Annotated in this window: 12 protein-coding genes and 2 CRISPR repeat arrays (1 of these 14 running past the window's edge); all 12 genes read right to left on the bottom strand. The window is 50.8% G+C overall.

Annotation, left to right across the window (positions count from 1 at the left end; translation table 11 throughout):
* Nucleotides 1–435: a CRISPR direct-repeat array (repeat unit 29 nt; unit sequence CGGTTTATCCCCGCTGGCGCGGGGAACAC) (it extends 1,731 nt beyond the left edge of the window).
* Between the two features lie 84 nt (nt 436–519).
* The gene (cas2e, locus tag ABIB18_RS08565) at nt 520–813 is read right to left on the bottom strand and encodes a type I-E CRISPR-associated endoribonuclease Cas2e (protein WP_354473975.1); all 294 of its coding nucleotides are present in this window, start codon (nt 811–813) and stop codon (nt 520–522) included.
* Nucleotides 810–1,733 (bottom strand): type I-E CRISPR-associated endonuclease Cas1e, encoded by a 924-nt coding sequence (gene cas1e, locus ABIB18_RS08560; RefSeq protein ID WP_354473974.1) that lies wholly within the window; start codon nt 1,731–1,733, stop codon nt 810–812. The genes cas2e and cas1e overlap by 4 nt, the downstream gene beginning before the upstream one ends.
* The gene (gene cas6e / locus ABIB18_RS08555) at nt 1,730–2,440 is read right to left on the bottom strand and encodes a type I-E CRISPR-associated protein Cas6/Cse3/CasE (protein WP_354473973.1); all 711 of its coding nucleotides are present in this window, start codon (nt 2,438–2,440) and stop codon (nt 1,730–1,732) included. Before cas6e ends, cas1e begins: the two co-directional genes overlap by 4 nt.
* Nucleotides 2,440–3,165, bottom strand: a complete 726-nt coding sequence (gene cas5e / locus ABIB18_RS08550; protein ID WP_354473972.1) for a type I-E CRISPR-associated protein Cas5/CasD — start codon at nt 3,163–3,165, stop codon at nt 2,440–2,442. Before cas5e ends, cas6e begins: the two co-directional genes overlap by 1 nt.
* Before the next feature lie 9 nt (nt 3,166–3,174).
* On the bottom strand, nt 3,175–4,215 hold the full coding sequence (gene cas7e, locus ABIB18_RS08545; RefSeq protein WP_354473971.1) for a type I-E CRISPR-associated protein Cas7/Cse4/CasC: 1,041 nt from the start codon (nt 4,213–4,215) through the stop codon (nt 3,175–3,177).
* 22 nt (nt 4,216–4,237) lie between these two features.
* Complete coding sequence (gene casB / locus ABIB18_RS08540; protein ID WP_354473970.1) at nt 4,238–4,831, bottom strand: type I-E CRISPR-associated protein Cse2/CasB; 594 nt, start codon at nt 4,829–4,831, stop codon at nt 4,238–4,240.
* Entirely contained in the window at nt 4,821–6,392 is a 1,572-nt protein-coding gene (gene casA / locus ABIB18_RS08535; protein ID WP_354473969.1) for a type I-E CRISPR-associated protein Cse1/CasA, read from the bottom strand. The genes casB and casA overlap by 11 nt, the downstream gene beginning before the upstream one ends.
* A gap of 66 nt (nt 6,393–6,458) precedes the next feature.
* Nucleotides 6,459–9,158 carry a CRISPR-associated helicase Cas3' gene (cas3, locus tag ABIB18_RS08530; protein WP_354473994.1) on the bottom strand — a complete coding sequence of 900 codons (2,700 nt, stop codon included), beginning with the start codon at nt 9,156–9,158 and terminating at the stop codon, nt 6,459–6,461.
* 564 nt (nt 9,159–9,722) lie between these two features.
* Nucleotides 9,723–10,643, bottom strand: a complete 921-nt coding sequence (locus tag ABIB18_RS08525; RefSeq protein ID WP_354473968.1) for a nucleotidyl transferase AbiEii/AbiGii toxin family protein — start codon at nt 10,641–10,643, stop codon at nt 9,723–9,725.
* On the bottom strand, nt 10,636–11,169 hold the full coding sequence (gene abiEi, locus ABIB18_RS08520) for a type IV toxin-antitoxin system AbiEi family antitoxin (RefSeq protein ID WP_354473967.1): 534 nt from the start codon (nt 11,167–11,169) through the stop codon (nt 10,636–10,638). The genes ABIB18_RS08525 and abiEi overlap by 8 nt, the downstream gene beginning before the upstream one ends.
* Nucleotides 11,170–11,659: 490 nt before the next feature.
* Nucleotides 11,660–13,030: direct repeats of the CRISPR family, unit length 29 nt; unit sequence CGGTTTATCCCCGCTCACGCGGGGAACAC.
* A gap of 160 nt (nt 13,031–13,190) precedes the next feature.
* Nucleotides 13,191–14,615 carry a dihydrolipoyl dehydrogenase gene (lpdA, locus tag ABIB18_RS08515; RefSeq protein WP_354473993.1) on the bottom strand — a complete coding sequence of 475 codons (1,425 nt, stop codon included), beginning with the start codon at nt 14,613–14,615 and terminating at the stop codon, nt 13,191–13,193.
* A gap of 160 nt (nt 14,616–14,775) precedes the next feature.
* Complete coding sequence (aceF, locus tag ABIB18_RS08510) at nt 14,776–16,677, bottom strand: pyruvate dehydrogenase complex dihydrolipoyllysine-residue acetyltransferase (protein WP_354473966.1); 1,902 nt, start codon at nt 16,675–16,677, stop codon at nt 14,776–14,778.

The following is a 16,677-nucleotide window of genomic DNA, read 5'->3' as shown; positions in this document are numbered from 1 at the left end:
GGGAACACAGGCCCGACAGTGGAATGCGATGTGCGGACGGCGGTTTATCCCCGCTGGCGCGGGGAACACGGCCGATCAGCTCTCGCACCTGATGCCTTTTCCGGTTTATCCCCGCTGGCGCGGGGAACACGCGTTTGCAGTCGCTGCGACAATCGCAGGGCATGGTTTATCCCCGCTGGCGCGGGGAACACAGAAGCGCGGGGCCGAGGTAAAGCTCTCGACCCGGTTTATCCCCGCTGGCGCGGGGAACACCCCCATACACACGCCCGGAGTTGTTCGGGCTGCGGTTTATCCCCGCTGGCGCGGGGAACACTTCACCCATAAAGCAGCAACATCTTGAGGATGCGGTTTATCCCCGCTGGCGCGGGGAACACAAGATCTGAATTGACATGATCACAAAATTGAACGGTTTATCCCCGCTGGCGCGGGGAACACTCTAAATGTAAATAATTGAAAAATAAAGTTATTTATACATCTTCAAAAGTTACCAAAATAATCAAGTTTTTAAGGAGCTGTATCTTATTGATTTATAAGAGGATGAAAAGAGACCAATCGCAATCCATCCAGATCCACCGGAATACGTCTGTTTTCACCGTAAGTCTGGAATTCAAAGCCGGATTCATTATTCATCGCCCAAGCCATCACCACATTACCGGTTTCAGATAATACGGTGATTTGTTCCCAGAGCATTTCACGTATGCGCTTTGATACGTCACCAATATAAACGCCCGCCCGCACCTCCAGAAGCCAGATAGCCAGTCGTCCCCGTAAGCGCGGAGGAACGTTTTCAGTAATAATCACAACCATACTCATGATAAACCGCTCCGGTGGCCCGAATCGCCAAAGGGTTCAGGCAATGGGATCGCAATTGGCTCCGCATCAGGAGGAGGCGGCGGAGGAGAAATTTCACCGGCGGCTAAAATTTCTTCAATAAGAGGGATCAGCTTGCCCAGCGTTTTATTGCTGCGAAAAATATCACGACAGGCAAGTCTGATTTCCTGATCGGGTTTCACTGGATTACGGCGTGCTATTTCAAATGCTTTAGGGACGACCGTCTCAAATTTTATGATATCGGCAATATCATAAACAAAAGACAGTGGTTTTCCGGTATGGACAAATCCAATTGCCGGTGCGTAGCCTGCAGCTAAAACGGCGGCTTCGGTAACGCCATATAAACACGCCGTGGCAGCACTGATGCACTGATTAATCACATCTCCTTTTTCCCAGTCTTTGGGATCATAACGACGTCCATTCCATTTAACGCCATACTGTTTAGCGAGCAGAGCATACGTTGCTCTTACCCTACTCCCTTCAATGCCACGTAATTGCTCTACCGAGCGCCTGGCTGGTGCATCTTCGCCAAATCGTAATGCAAACATTTTACGAACAACTTTAAGGCGAAGATCGTCATTCAGGGCAAGGCTCGCCTGATAAAGCAACTTGTCCGATCGGGCGCCACCGGGCTGACCTGAGGCATAAAGCCTGACCCCCGCTTCACCTACCCAGACCAATAGCGTCCCCACCGTCGCCGCCAGACGTATTGCCGCATGTGAAACCCGAGTGCCGGGCTCCAACATGATACAGGCTACAGATCCCACCGGAATATGTGTTCTGACGCCGGTTTTATCGATCAGGACAAAAGCACCGTCAATGACATCAATCTGACCATATTGAAGAAAAATCATCGAGATGCGGTCTTTCAATGGCAGCGGCTTAAGCGGTAACCAACTCATGAACCGGGCCTTTTTATCATCAATAACCCACAGCCCAGTGATTTACTTTTTCCTAATCCTTTATGCAGAGCCTGCAGGAACCTGACCGGGTCTGTTATTTTCAACACGCCTGTAAAATCCACGCTGCTATACATAACGGGACGTTGTCCAGCCTGGCGCTGGAAGCTGTGCTGCTGATAACTTTTCACGCAGACGCGCCCTGACATTGAATAATTTTCCGTTTCGTCACCCGCCCAACGGTCAAAGGATTCAAACACAGGGTTAATTAAAACAAAACCATGTTTGTCCCCCTGATTTTCCAGCCACTGACAGGCTGCTTGTGTTTGTATCGCCCACCACTTCTCCTTTAATTCACCTCTGACCCTCGCCTGATATTTAGCGTCCATTAATACGTCATAGCGTCTTTTCTGGCGGGTAATAACCGGATTGGCACGCAACTGAAAGTCAAACTTCTGGCCTTCTTCGATCAGAGGAGTAAAAGGCTTGGTTTCCACATAAAAAAGATCGTGCTGATCTAATGGCGGATTTTCAGACAAGAGAAAAAAGCGTTCCTGCGGCTCCTGACGAAAAAGAAAACTTCGTTCTTCCTGTTCAGGAAACAGTTGCCACAACCACTGATGGGCTGCATAAGGCGTGGCATGCTTCCATTTTGCTAACATGTCGGGTTTCAGACGTTCTGTCCGGAGATGAATACGTGATAAGTACATTATTTCATCTCCTGCAACAGTCCGCTGTAACGGATATAACTGTTGAATTGCCAGCGCCTACGGCTGACTGGCTGATGATTGCATCGCTGCTGTTCCTGACGAAGCAGGCTGTCTTCTTCGGGATCGTCCCAATAGCAATGCCGTTGATTCTGTACCAGTGTTATCAGCTCAGGCGCAATTATATCCTGCGCTGCCTGATGAAAAACGTCATTCAGCGTACCGTTCATCAGGCGTGGCGAAAGTGGAAGTGCCAGCGGACACGATTTACGCCCGAGATAAAGAGGATAATGAGGTGACAGCAGCGACGCCTGTAACGCTTCCAGCGTTACAGGCGCATCCCGGGTCACACTGATGGCGAGATGCCAGTAACCATCGCAACGGTATTCACGCTGAGTCACGATGGTGCCGACCTCTTCCGGTGCCAGACGAAGTTCATCACGGCGCGTAACATAGCGATATTTTTTGTTTTCGCGGGGCACGCTAACTGTGTGGTAGTCACGCAACCAGGACTCCTGGGTTGAAAGAGGTCGCACGGCCAGATGATAGTGCTGGTTAAACAGAGCCAGCTGCTGATCTTCATCTCGCTGGATGCCTGACGCGGCAGCAAGTAGGCCAAGAATGGCCGAGCGTGTTGGGATAGCCGCAGTATGCCTGACCTCGCCAACCGCTTCTTCACCCCATGAGGCCATTGGCGCATAGAGCTGGAAAACCAGATATTGCTTCATCGTCTATCCTCATCCTTGAACAAAATCCAGAAGTTCCGTCATCGAACCTTCACCCGTCACGGCATTAAGCTCATAGCGTCGTTCCGCGCACGGCCCATAAACCCGGTCAAAATTGTCACGTTGCTGCTGTAAATTTTGAATGGCGGTTTGTAACTGATCGCCGCCGCGTACTGGCTGGAAGAAAGCAACCGCCAGCGAACGTGGTTGCTTGCTGCCGGCCTCAGCCAGCACGTAAGAGGCATAGGCGCGGGAAGCGAAACTGTTTTGTTTACCGGTCGGTGAAACCGTCATTGCCGTTTCCGTCAGCGCAGCGATTGCCCGATTAGTCAGATCTTCGTTACCCTCAAGATTTTTCAGCAGCAGATCGCGGCTAATGCAGATATAGGTATAAAACAGCGCGGAGGCGAACCCCTGTTCTCCCATATGGGCCGATCCAGCATCTGCTTCTTTTTTATTGAGATCGTCAACAGCGGTAAAAAAATCATCTTCAACGGTAACCGCACTGACGCCCAATGCATGCGCCACCTGGCAGGCAGCTTCAACATTGAAGTCAGGCGTCGAGGCCAGCATGCGGCCAAACAGTGCCATATCCACACTCCGCTGATGCTTTCTGAGTAATTTCACCTCATCGTCTTTGGGACCACGCTTCTCCGAAATTAGCGTTGTGACCAGGGTGTTAATCAGATCGATTTCGTGGTTGCTGAGGTGAACCACCTGTTCAATTTCAAGTGGGTTCTCTTTTTTCAACTTACCGAACTCGTTGTTAATTTTTTCCGCCGCGCTTTGCGCTGTCTTTGTATCGATGCCCGCATCAATCATCGGATCATAAACATACACCTTACCGATACGCCGGGTCCGTACACCAATATGGCCTTGCATGGCGTCAGAAAAAAGGTCGGAGACCCGCCAGGCGCGCTTCAGGCTTTGCGAAGAAATACGCAGACGGTCATAGCCGCCCATTTTAGCGGTTTTAGGATTGCCCGAATCATCACGATTAAGATTTGATGGTGCATAAGCGGTTAACAGATGAAGCTGAATAAAGGTTGTCATTATTAATTCCTTGTAAAAATAACTAACGAGAGAGGGTCAGATATTCGCTGGCCCAGCGAATACGGTTACGTGCAAAAGGATTGCTATTTACTGGCTGATCTTCCTGACGTTGCTGCCATTCCCGCATCCATAAAAAAATACTGTCAGCGAGAGAGAGAATATTTACACCTTCGCTTCCGCGCAGTTTTACTGCGCGGATAAGCTGTAAGCAGAACTCTTCAGGTTCTGAAGCCTGCTGAAGCCGCTGGAAGCGCAGCGCAGACATAGCGCGTTTACCCTCTTTATCCGGGCCTAACTGCGAAGCAAAGCTGGCATTACCTTTATGGGATTTAATATGCACAGCAACAGAAACGAATATTGCCAGCGCCATCTCATCCACCGGCCGTAACGACATACAGGAAAGAAGCTTTCGACGCAGCGCATCATAGCCCGTACACATCATCACCCCATACGGAAGTGACATACGACGTAACTCTGCCCGCCATGCGCGGCCATTAATTTTTATCCCATCCGCTCTGGCATCCCGCTCAGATAAAATATCGAACCAGTCGGTTAATATTTTTTGAGCTTCGGGAAGCGTAATGATCACGGGTTTTGCCGTATCGCTATTTAGCATTTTCAGGTTCCTTCTGTTCGTTAGCCAGCTCAAGTACCAGCTTGCGCGATTTCAACTTGCTATATTCCTGTTCAAACTTATGCCGCGCTTTAATCTGGCGCAGCAAAATATCTTCGGGTGATTCAGGATCGGTCAATACCTGTTGATCGAAGAGATTTAATAGATAGATATGCAGACTGTTTTCCCATTTATTGATTGCCTGACGCGTGACGGCTTGCTGACGGCTGGGATCGGGTATGAGTGCATTAAGAAGAATACGGAACGCAGCTTCTGTTTCCTGCCAGAAAGCAATATCAACCATGCTGAAATCAACTTTCGCTTCTTTTGGCTCAGTAAACCAGACACTTTTTAACTGTGTTCTTAAAAGCTGCAACGCCGCACCAGCGAATAGCACGATACGCTGTATTACACCGCTCAATTTTTCATTGTCCGCACAATCGATTAATGGAACCCGATGCTGATACCAGCAACGCGCTTTGGCATTGTCCATATCCCAGGCAAAACACCATAATCCTGTCGCGGGCAGGCGCCGGTAATGACTCCGGTTGCGGACAACGCGTGCAGGAAGGGTTCGGTTGAAATTGTCCTCACACATCAGCGTCAGGCCCAGCCAGTCTTTATAACTCAGCCCGCCAGGCTGACCCTTCAGAGGCAGATAAGGTGCACTGGCATCCTTCAGCGCCTGGCGATAGGGAGTGAGTGGATGCAGCCAGTTGTCATACTGAACGCCATAGTTTTTATTGCGCATCGTAACCAGCAGCGATTCATGCTGCTCGCCACAAAGATCGCATTCGCCGGCGCGGGTCTGGCTGAAATCAAGCTCAATGCGCCGCGGCATTCCCCAGTAAGCCTGTAAAGGATGCGCGTTTTCGGGCGTGACTTTATTACCTGATTTCTCGCTGGTTATTGTTGGCGCGAGCCAGGGGAAAATATCAGGAAGTTGTGCAGGTTGTGGCTGGGTTTCCTGTGGCATTACATTTAGCCACAGCTTCTGCCACAGCGGAAACTGACTCTCTGCCAGCGGTATCACTAAGGTGGTTAACGGACCGCCGCCGCGTAAGCTGACACGATAACCTGCGCCACCCGCTGGCGAGTTGGTCTGTACGGTGAATAAGGCCATTACGGCGCAGTGCGGGCAGATTTGTTCGCCTGTATGACGCTTTACTAAGTGGTCTTTATTCAGTCTGAGCGTATTCCCGCCTGGCGCATCGATCAGTAGCCCGGAAATCGCACTGCTTTCTACATCGAGCGGCGCGTAACTCTGCAGGAAAGCCGGTTTTTGCGCGCCGAACTGCATCGCCGGTCTGATTGTTTGCAATCTTTGCTGCCAGACTTTCGTATCGATGCCGCTTTGCCAGATTTCAGCCCACTCCTCATCCTCTTCAGGTGCTACGCAGCATTGTAAAATACCAATCAGCAACTGCCAGGCCGCGCCCTGAAAGTCAGCGCGAGGATAAGCCACATCCAGAATGTCATTATCCAGAAGATCACATATGGCGATTTTCTTTTTTACACCGGAAAAGGTAGTTATGGGTAGCCATGGTTCTGTTATCAAATCCATCGATTTTTCTCCGTAAACTCGTCCGATAATGGCTGCTGCGCTTACGCAGCTAGCGTGATTTCTCTTTTAACCCATCAACCCTAGCCTTCTGTTGTAGTAACTCTCTTCTCCATTTCTGGATACTAAAATCACCTGCGCATCGGGCCGCCGCCGCTGACGAAAAGCCTCTAACTGAGCCGGTTCCGGCAGCCGAAAACGACCGGCATGTTTATTCCACCAGCCCACACGAACCTGAACCCGGCTTTGTTCCCATGGATAATCGTTGTCATCGGCAACTGGCTGAAGCTGCCCCTGCTCGTCCAGCCACGCGAGAAAGACATCAACACTCTTTTCACCGAGCCGGGTTGAAAACACCCTTCCCTCATCCCAGAAGAAATCGCTCGCTTCTCTGTCATAGCCTTTATCGCGTTGTAATAAATTCTGGGATGCCACCGCACGCTGACTCAGTTCGACAGCATAGACATCATCCGAAAGGGTCTGTAATCCGGCCGGCACAGGCATTTTTGCCTCGTAGACTCCCTCAACCAGGGCGCGGGCATCTTCCGGCATGCGTATCTGTCCATATTCCCTTAGCAAGGTCTGAGTCAGCCACAGACGGGCATGATCGGGATAAACGTAACCGGTTCCTGTTAACTCTTCGCCCAGCCAGCCTGGTTGAGGCTGCTCCTGCCAGTCGGGAGCCAGCAGATGAAGTACCGGTTCAGGACGCTCGTCCGGCAGACCAGACTTGCCGTTCCCTGCAATGTCACGAATATGGCGCTGCAATCTGCCAGCGCGCTGGATGAGTAAATCGATCGGCGCTAAATCAGAGATCATGCAGTCAAAATCGAGATCCAGACTCTGTTCAATGACCTGGGTGGCGATTAGCACTTTGCCTCTTCGCATTTCTGCCGTTGATTTATCACCGAACCATGCAAGCGTCTGCCCTTCAATCGCTGTTCGGTCTTTGAACACAAACCGGCTATGGAAAAGCAACAGATCCTCTGCAGGTATTCTGTGCTCTTCAAGCAAATGCTGAAAAGCACCGAGCGCATCATCGACTGTGTTACGCACCCAGCAAATGCAACGTCCTGCTTCCACCGCTTCGTAGATAACGTTGTACGCCTGTTCGCTGCTGCTGATGCAGTTAACGGCAACACAACGTCTCACTTCCGGGCGCGTTTCTACCGGTTGTTCCTGTAGTCCGGCAGAAGAGAGATGCGTCAGCCAGGGATAACCCGCATCCGGGTTTGAGGAAGAACGGGTAAAACCTGCACCCTCACTGAATGCCGTCTGTAACTTTTCCCGCAGGTTTGCTGGTAATGTCGCGCTAAGAATAATTGCGCTGCCGCCTGATGCCGCATGGAAGCGCAGTAATCCTTCAAGCAGCCTCACCATATAACTGTCGTAAGCATGAACCTCATCAAGTAGCAGAATTTTATTCCGCATGCCCACTAATCGTAATGACTGGTGACGGAATGGCATGACAGCCATCAGAAGCTGATCGAGTGTGCCAACGCCCACCTCCGCCAGCAGCGCTTTTTTCGCTGAATCGGCAAACCATTCATGGCATTCACCGCTAGCGCTGGCATCCCTGGGGCCATAATTCTGCAATCGGACTTTTTCACCGGATCGCCACACCGAATCGGTGAAAGCGTCTGACATATGACTGCCGCCATGCGCCAGCACCAGAGACGGTCGACTTTCAGCCGTGAACAACGCACGGTAGGCTTTACCCAACCGAAGATACATCGCATTGGCGGTCGCCATCGTTGGCAAGCCGACATACAGGCCATTTCCCTGTCGGGCTGATAACAAGCGATGAGCCAGGATAATAGCCGCCTCAGTTTTACCTGCGCCGGTAACATCCTCACATATCAGTAACTGGGGGCCTGCATGATCGATATTGATGGTGGTCGCCGCTTTCTGTAGCGGCGTGAGGGTTTTGATGAAGGGAAACAAGTTATCGGGACCAGTGTAACGACTGATCGATGCCGCCACAGGCAGTTGTGATAGGGCGTGACGCGCTTTTTCACAAGCCTGTGACCAGTAATCCTTTAATGGCAGCGGCTGACTTTCAAAAGGAAAATAGTGTTCATCTGATCCCAGCCAGTCAGCTAACGTAATGATTCCAGCCAGAATCCAGCTCTGTTTTTTTAACTTTTTCCGCCAGCTTTTTTCCAGCCATTTTTCCGGCAGCTGTTGTATGTCAAATAATGCATTCATCGCCGAAAAAAAGTGACTGGCTGCGATAAGATCTTCCTCTTTAAAAGCTAAGGAGCATCCATTGGCCTGCTTATCGGGTGGTTTGCCATGATGCCCGGTACTGATCTCCATCCAGATATCCAGCGCCCACTCAAACCGTTCCCGTTCATCAGGCAACACGTTGGGGAAGATGTTTATCTTTCCATCGCACCACGAGAGATAAATCTTACCCCACAGCCAGTAACCTAAGGAATCGTGCCGGGCCGAATATATCGTGTCGCTGGCAGGTGAAACCAGGGGAGAGCCAGGATGAGCAGCCAGTTGCTGAAAACCGCGTGCAAACTTTCCTATATCGTGGCAGGCAAAGAGATAGCCTATCCAGTTAGCCGCATCGTCACCTTCCAAATCAAGCTCTGAAAGAATATCGGCCAGACCGTAAAAATTCTCTTTAACCATAATGTAACCGCACGCCGCCACATCCAGCGAATGCCAGACGAGCAGATGATAGGGTTTACTACTGGAGTTTAAATCTTTATTACTTTTCCCCCAGTAGTGGTAAAAGCTACACCTTTCCTGGCACATAATTCTCCTGAGCAATATAAATTGGCACTGGAATTTCTTATATACAGATACTGCCATTTACTACTGTGATACTGATAATATTTTAAAGAATCATCTTTAATCTCATCTCTGACTCGCTTAAGCAAGACCATCTGATGGTTTTAGCCATTTATAATAAGGTAAGAATCAATAAATGAAAATGGCGACGGGAAGTATATACGCGCTCCGGGAAGCAATCTGTATGATCAAAGTCAAATTTTTGACTAAGAGAAGGCGACCTACTGCTAACTGTCGCATCGTATGCGACATGCTTACGGCAAAGCTCATGAGCTAAAACCCTGGCTCCAGCCTCGCGGATAATAGGGATGACCTACTTATCGGAATAAAAATTATTCATAGGTGCCCTCACTTTGTTTATAAAGACATTACTCACTTTGAGGTGTACTAATCAACCTGGTGAAGAACAGCAGATTAAGCTATATAGACGAGAGAAGGGATTTGGCGGTTCGATATGTAGATTGTCGCATCAATGTAATGACACTTGATGCGACATTTCTGAATACCCATAAAATGTTGATAAGGCATTTATAGCTTAAATGAATCATTTTTATCATTTTCGATATATAAATCCTTTCTAAGCTGGTTCATTAAACCTCTAAGACTATCCAGCAAAAATGAAGAAAAGCCTTCTTTCCCCAGACTGGTTTCATATACCGTTGATGGAATAAATCTTTTCATTTCGCTGTGAAATTTCCCTTCAGTAATAATATCAGAAAGCGAGTTAATTCTGGTTTGAAGGTTGTTTTCAAAATCATCAATTTTATAGTCCTGGAGTTTTTTCCTCACCAGATTTGCATTGATTTTTGCTCCCTGCTGGTTTAACCAGACAAGATCCCACATGTCACGATACCGGATACGATTGGTGGTTGCAGGAAATGAAACCAGTTTATCAGCCAGCACTTCCTCAAGCGTCTCAACCCTTATCAAGGTATCGCTATATCCATCAGGCAACACCGTATAATTACGTACTAACTGCCGCCAGGCATGAGTATAAGCAGGAATATTAGCAATCTCAATTTTGATGCGTTGCCTGGGGAGATCTTTACGCTCCGGGGCTGTCGTCACTGAAATTTGCCACTTATCCACTTTTACTTCTGCATATTGAGGTTCTGTGCGTAATTCGTTTGGTTCTTTAACGGTGACTTTAAGCCCGTAGCGTTTTCCAAGGTAATCTTCAATACAGTCTTTCATTTGTGCTAAATCGGCGGAGCAAAAATCAGGCCCACCAGCAAAATCAAGGTCTTCACTGAAGCGATTTGAGCCATAACAAAGACGTAAAGACGTGCCTCCCTGAAAGGTTAAAGCTCTAAGTAAACCAGCCTCAGAAAGGCAAAAAAGAATGTCATAATGCAGTAATTCTTTTTGTACAACGGGTCGTAAATTTGCCAGATCTCCCTGGCGAACAGCTTCTTCAACCAGTGCATCAAACTCCATTTGCTTAGACATTTTCCATTTCCCGAGTATCAATTAAATGTGTATTTCGGCCAACCCGACGAAGATCACGCAGTGCAGTCTCTTTTTTTGCGAATTTAATAGGTGATTTTGTTTCTACCGTACCGCTGAGGATATCGCTTACGGGTCGTTGTGTATGCGTTAATTCAATAACTCCCCAGGGCGTTTTGAACTCCCCACCTCTTCCGGTGGTCATCACCGTTAACCTGTCTATTGGGATCTGCGAGATCACGCCATACTCTGAGAGAGCTGATTCAAGGCTGACATAGTTATATTCACCCCGACGGACTGTTTTAACGATATGTTCAAGAATAAAACTGTCTTTTGGCGCGCGATTGTAGACGTAGACACCCTGAACTGCACGGGTCAGGATGTTCGCATCCACCAGCCGCTTGAGAGATCCCTTCAGGGCTCGCTCTGATTCACCGGAAAACATGTTTTTCAGATCGTTTAGATGAAATACATAGCGTCCCTGAAGACTGAACTGATCAAGGGTATTTATCGCGGCCAATTTATCCATGATACAACCTCTACAGAGAAAACACTTTTAAGCGTTTTTAGTGTGCACATAAGAAGTTTAGCATGTTTATATCAACAAAAAGGACGCTTAAATATGTCTTTTTTGTAGAGTTACAGGTTTCTGTTAGTACAATACTTAAATCAACACCTATTGTTAGCTCTCTATGTGATGCCAATGCCATCAGCCACTTTCCAGACCTTACACCTGAATATCTGCAACAAATTTATTGAAATCCTGTTTTTACAGCGTGCTCTTAGCAGTTAGCCGAATGAATTTGGTATACCGCCACAAGTGACGCGCCGGGCCGCATCATCAGATCCTTCATGGCACCTGAGGCACAGACTGAGCCAGTGTGTCGGATGCTGCATTAGCAATCCCCGGCTCAAGCACTGCGCGAGGGTTTTACATCGTGCAGACGGTAAGAGTGCTGCATCTGCAATTTGTTGCAGGAGGGAGCAATGCCTGATGCTGAAGAATCCCACGTATTGACTGATTTATCCCCGCTGACGCGGGGAACACGCTACATCAGGCGTGCGATCGCCCGTGAAGCCCGGTTTATCCCCGCTCGCGCAGAGAACACGCAGCATCAGGGGGAACAGGAGCAACAGCACACGGTTTATCCCCGCTCACGCGGGGAACACGGTGTTAAACAGCTGCGCGAGGAACCCCCTGACGGTTTATCCCCGCTCACGCGGGGAACACGCATTGTGAATGCGTAACGCTAAATCAGGATGCGGTTTATTCCCGCTCACGCGGGGAACACACGTCGTGATTTGCCATCGTCAGAGTTAATAGCGGTTTATCCCCGCTCACGCGGGGAACACATCATCAGCTCATAGCCATTGCGGCCAAACGCCGGTTTATCCCCGCTCACGCGGGGAACACCCAGAGCGACCGTTGCCGGCATCCGGGAATTACGGTTTATCCCCGCTCACGCGGGGAACACTCCATCGTTACCGCCACTGATAACCCGGCCTGCGGTTTATCCCCGCTCACGCGGGGAACACCCCACATTAAACCCAACAAAGAGGTTGCCGGTCGGTTTATCCCCGCTCACGCGGGGAACACTTATCAAGTGCTTCGCGGATCGTTCGGGGAACCGGTTTATCCCCGCTCACGCGGGGAACACCGAGGAGGCGGGCCAATACTTCGCCGACCTGCCGGTTTATCCCCGCTCACGCGGGGAACACTTTTGATGAGTTCGATGATCACAGTGACGTACCGGTTTATCCCCGCTGGCGCGGGGAACACTTTGGTAAGCTAGTTTGTCACGATTGAGCGAACGGTTTATCCCCGCTCACGCGGGGAACACTTACCATCTGGTCGGTAGTAATTGATTCGGAACGGTTTATCCCCGCTCACGCGGGGAACACTGATCGGCTTGCCACCATCATCTGGAGTTATCCGGTTTATCCCCGCTCACGCGGGGAACACCACGTTAAACAGATGCACATACTCATTCATAGCGGTTTATCCCCGCTCACGCGGGGAACACTTACACAATCTAAGCCGCCGACAACGCGGACACGGTTTATCCCCGCTCACGCGGGGAACACGGATGTACAATAGCCCAGTCATCAGGGACTATCGGTTTATCCCCGCTCACGCGGGGAACACATGTTCTGAAAGTCCGCCGTGGTGCCGGGCAGCGGTTTATCCCCGCTCACGCGGGGAACACTCTGTCCTGTCGCAATCATCGGGAAGATACGGCGGTTTATCCCCGCTCACGCGGGGAACACGTGCAATGGAGGTGCTTCGGTGCGCCGGTGCGCGGTTTATCCCCGCTCACGCGGGGAACACGCAACCCGCGCCCCGTCGGCAACATGGGACGACGGTTTATCCCCGCTCACGCGGGGAACACTCTAAAATTATCTGATTGATTACTAACTTCTTTTTCAAGCCTGATAATTCTACCGAATTCTACACCCAGACTTAAGCCAGATGCACAGTTAATCGCCAGTCCAAAATTCAGGCAAAAAAAAGCTCCCTTATCGGGAGCTTTTTCTATCAGGCAGAGTGACTTATTTCTTTTTCGCTTTCGCGTTAGGCAGATCGGTGATGCTGCCTTCAAAGATTTCAGCCGCCAGGCCCACTGACTCATGCAGGGTTGGGTGAGCATGGATGGTCAGCGCGATATCTTCCGCATCACAACCCATCTCGATCGCCAGACCGATTTCACCCAGCAGCTCGCCGCCGTTGGTGCCGACAATCGCGCCACCGATAACCCGGTGCGTTTCTTTGTCGAAAATCAGTTTGGTAATGCCGTCTGCACAGTCAGAAGCGATAGCACGGCCAGAGGCTGCCCACGGGAAGGTGGCGGTCTCGTAGCTGATGCCTTTCTCTTTCGCTTCTTTCTCGGTCAGGCCGACCCAGGCAACTTCTGGCTCGGTATAAGCGATGGATGGGATCACTTTAGGATCGAAGTAGTGCTTCAGACCCGAGATCACTTCCGCCGCAACGTGGCCTTCGTGCACGCCTTTGTGCGCCAGCATTGGCTGACCGACGATGTCGCCGATAGCGTAGATGTGCGGCACGTTAGTGCGCATCTGCTTATCGACACGAATGAAGCCGCGATCGTCCACTTCCACGCCCGCTTTGCCCGCATCCAGACCTTTACCATTCGGCACACGACCGATAGCAACCAGCACTGCATCGTAACGCTGTGCTTCGCCTGGCGCTTTTTTACCTTCCATCGAAACGTAAATGCCATCGTCTTTTGCTTCAACGGCGATCACTTTGGTTTCCAGCATCAGGTTAAATTTCTTGCTGATTTTCTTGGTGAAGACTTTCACCACGTCTTTATCCGCAGCCGGGATGACCTGATCGAACATCTCGACCACATCAATCTCTGAACCCAGCGCATGATAGACCGTCGCCATTTCCAGACCGATGATACCGCCACCCATAACCAGCAGGCGCTTCGGTACTTCTTTCAGTTCCAGTGCATCGGTTGAATCCCAGACGCGTGGATCTTCATGCGGAATGAACGGCAGTTCGATTGGGCGTGAACCCGCAGCGATGATAGCGTTATCGAAGTTGATGGTGGTCGCGCCGCCTTCTCCTTCAACCACCAGGGTGTTAGCACCGGTGAATTTGCCCAGGCCATTAACCACTTTGACTTTACGACCTTTTGCCATACCTGACAGGCCGCCAGTCAACTGGTTGATCACCTTCTCTTTCCAGCTGCGAATCTTGTTGATATCAGTCGATGGCTGACCAAACACAATGCCGTGCTCTTCAAGGGCTTTCGCCTCTTCAATCACTTTAGCAACGTGCAGCAGCGCTTTAGATGGGATACAACCGACGTTCAGACAAACACCACCGAGGGTGCTGTAACGCTCTACCAGTACGGTTTCCAGACCTAAATCCGCGCAACGGAAGGCTGCAGAGTATCCTGCAGGACCCGCCCCAAGTACTACGACCTGGGTTTTAATCTCTGTACTCATCATGACCTCTTATTTGATATCCGGCGGGTCAGACGTTCTTATGATGCCCTTGTTCCACCGGGACTTTCACCGCAAGAGTTTACAGAATTGTTAACAAACTGCCAACCGCGGTGCGACGAATCGTTACAGGAAGGCCGGCTTTCGCCGGCCTTCTTCACATTTACATAACTAAACGACGAATGTCGGAGAGCATATTGCCGATCAGAGTGATGAAACGCGCACCATCAGCACCGTCGATAACACGGTGATCGAAGGAAAGAGAAATTGGCATCATCAGACGCGGCGTAAACTCTTTACCATTCCATACCGGCTCCATCGCCGATTTGGAGACACCAAGGATCGCCACTTCCGGCGCGTTAACGATCGGCGCGAAGTGGGTGGTTCCCAGGCCGCCAAGGCTGGAGATGGTAAAGCATCCGCCCTGCATGTCCCCTGCCGTCAGCTTACCGTCACGCGCTTTCTTCGAAATCGCCATCAGTTCACGCGACAGCTCGGTGATGCCTTTTTTGTTCACGTCTTTGAAGACCGGAACCACCAGGCCATTTGGCGTATCAACCGCCACACCGATGTTGATGTATTTTTTCAGCGTCAGCTTCTGGGCATCTTCAGACAGCGAGCTATTGAAGCGTGGTATCTGCTCAAGCGCCGCAGCAACCGCTTTCATGATGAACACCACCGGGGTGTACTTCACGTCCATCTTACGCTTCTCGGCTTCCGCGTTCTGCTGCTTACGGAATGCTTCCAGGTCGGTGATGTCGGTTTTGTCGAAATGCGTAACGTGTGGGATCATCACCCAGTTACGGCTCAGGTTAGCACCGGAAATTTTCTGGATGCGTCCCAGTTCGACTTCTTCGATTTCACCAAACTTACTGAAGTCCACTTTCGGCCATGGCAGCATGCCTGGCAGACCACCGCCGCTGGCAGCAGCTGGTGCCGCTTCAGCGCGTTTGACCGCCTCTTTCACGTAGCTCTGCACGTCTTCTTTCAGGATGCGACCTTTGCGGCCGGTGCCTTTGACTTTCGCCAGGTTAACACCGAACTCACGCGCCAGACGACGGATCACCGGAGTAGCGTGAACGTACGCATCGTTCTCGGCAAACTCACCTTTGCTCTCCGCTTTCGCTGCTGGTGCTGCGGCCGGTTTGGCTTCGGCTTTTTCTGCCGGTGCGGCTGCGTCCTGCTTCGCGGCGGCCGGTGCTGCGGCTGGCGCGGCACCTTCCACTTCAAACACCATGATCAGCGAACCGGTGCTGACTTTGTCGCCGGTGGCCACTTTCAGCTCTTTCACGGTGCCGGCGAATGGCGCAGGAACTTCCATTGAGGCTTTGTCGCCTTCCACCACGATCAGTGACTGCTCAGCCTCAACTTTGTCGCCAACTTTAACCAGCACTTCAGTAACTTCTACTTCGTCACCGCCGATGTCCGGTACGTTAACCTCTTTTGCGCCCGCAGCCGCAGCCGGAGCCGTTGCTGCTTCTTCTTTCACTTCAGGTTTCACGTCAGCGGCTGGCGCTGCGCCTTCCGCTTCAAACACCATGATGTGCGAACCGGTGCTCACTTTGTCGCCGGTGGCAATCTTGATCTCTTTTACGGTGCCGGCGAACGGTGCCGGGACTTCCATCGAGGCTTTGTCGCCTTCCACCACGATCAGAGACTGTTCTGCTTCAACTTTGTCGCCAACCTTCACCAGAATCTCAGTGACTTCAACTTCGTCACCGCCGATATCCGGCACATTGACATCTTTGCTGGCGGTAGCAGAGGCAGCCGCTGGCGCCGGGGCCGCGTCGGCTTTTTTCTCTGCGGCCGGGGCCGGTGCAGCTTCTGCCGCACCTTCCGCTTCAAACATCATGATCAGCGAGCCGGTTTCCACTTTGTCACCGGTGGCGATTTTGATCTCTTTGACCACGCCAGCCTGCGGCGAAGGCACTTCCATTGAGGCTTTGTCGCCTTCCACGGTGATCAGCGACTGTTCGGCTTCCACCTTGTCGCCAACTTTCACCAGAATCTCGGTGACTTCAACTTCGTCAGACCCGATATCCGGTACCTTAATTTCGATAGCCAT

It is taken from the genome of Pantoea sp. UYEF8 (assembly GCF_040546285.1).
Classification (GTDB): domain Bacteria; phylum Pseudomonadota; class Gammaproteobacteria; order Enterobacterales; family Enterobacteriaceae; genus Pantoea; species Pantoea brenneri.
Note: the sequence above shows the minus strand (reverse complement) of the source record. Positions and strands in the feature narration are given on the sequence as shown.

What these genes read in the sequence shown, in the direction of transcription:
- cas2e (WP_354473975.1), bottom strand. Translation starts at nt 813, where the DNA reads ATGAGTATGGTTGTGATTATTACTGAAAACGTTCCTCCGCGCTTACGG.
- cas1e (WP_354473974.1), bottom strand. Translation starts at nt 1,733, where the DNA reads ATGAGTTGGTTACCGCTTAAGCCGCTGCCATTGAAAGACCGCATCTCG.
- cas6e (WP_354473973.1), bottom strand. Translation starts at nt 2,440, where the DNA reads ATGTACTTATCACGTATTCATCTCCGGACAGAACGTCTGAAACCCGAC.
- cas5e (WP_354473972.1), bottom strand. Translation starts at nt 3,165, where the DNA reads ATGAAGCAATATCTGGTTTTCCAGCTCTATGCGCCAATGGCCTCATGG.
- cas7e (WP_354473971.1), bottom strand. Translation starts at nt 4,215, where the DNA reads ATGACAACCTTTATTCAGCTTCATCTGTTAACCGCTTATGCACCATCA.
- casB (WP_354473970.1), bottom strand. Translation starts at nt 4,831, where the DNA reads ATGCTAAATAGCGATACGGCAAAACCCGTGATCATTACGCTTCCCGAA.
- casA (WP_354473969.1), bottom strand. Translation starts at nt 6,392, where the DNA reads ATGGATTTGATAACAGAACCATGGCTACCCATAACTACCTTTTCCGGT.
- cas3 (WP_354473994.1), bottom strand. Translation starts at nt 9,158, where the DNA reads ATGTGCCAGGAAAGGTGTAGCTTTTACCACTACTGGGGGAAAAGTAAT.
- ABIB18_RS08525 (WP_354473968.1), bottom strand. Translation starts at nt 10,643, where the DNA reads ATGTCTAAGCAAATGGAGTTTGATGCACTGGTTGAAGAAGCTGTTCGC.
- abiEi (WP_354473967.1), bottom strand. Translation starts at nt 11,169, where the DNA reads ATGGATAAATTGGCCGCGATAAATACCCTTGATCAGTTCAGTCTTCAG.
- lpdA (WP_354473993.1), bottom strand. Translation starts at nt 14,615, where the DNA reads ATGAGTACAGAGATTAAAACCCAGGTCGTAGTACTTGGGGCGGGTCCT.
- aceF (WP_354473966.1), bottom strand. Translation starts at nt 16,677, where the DNA reads ATGGCTATCGAAATTAAGGTACCGGATATCGGGTCTGACGAAGTTGAA.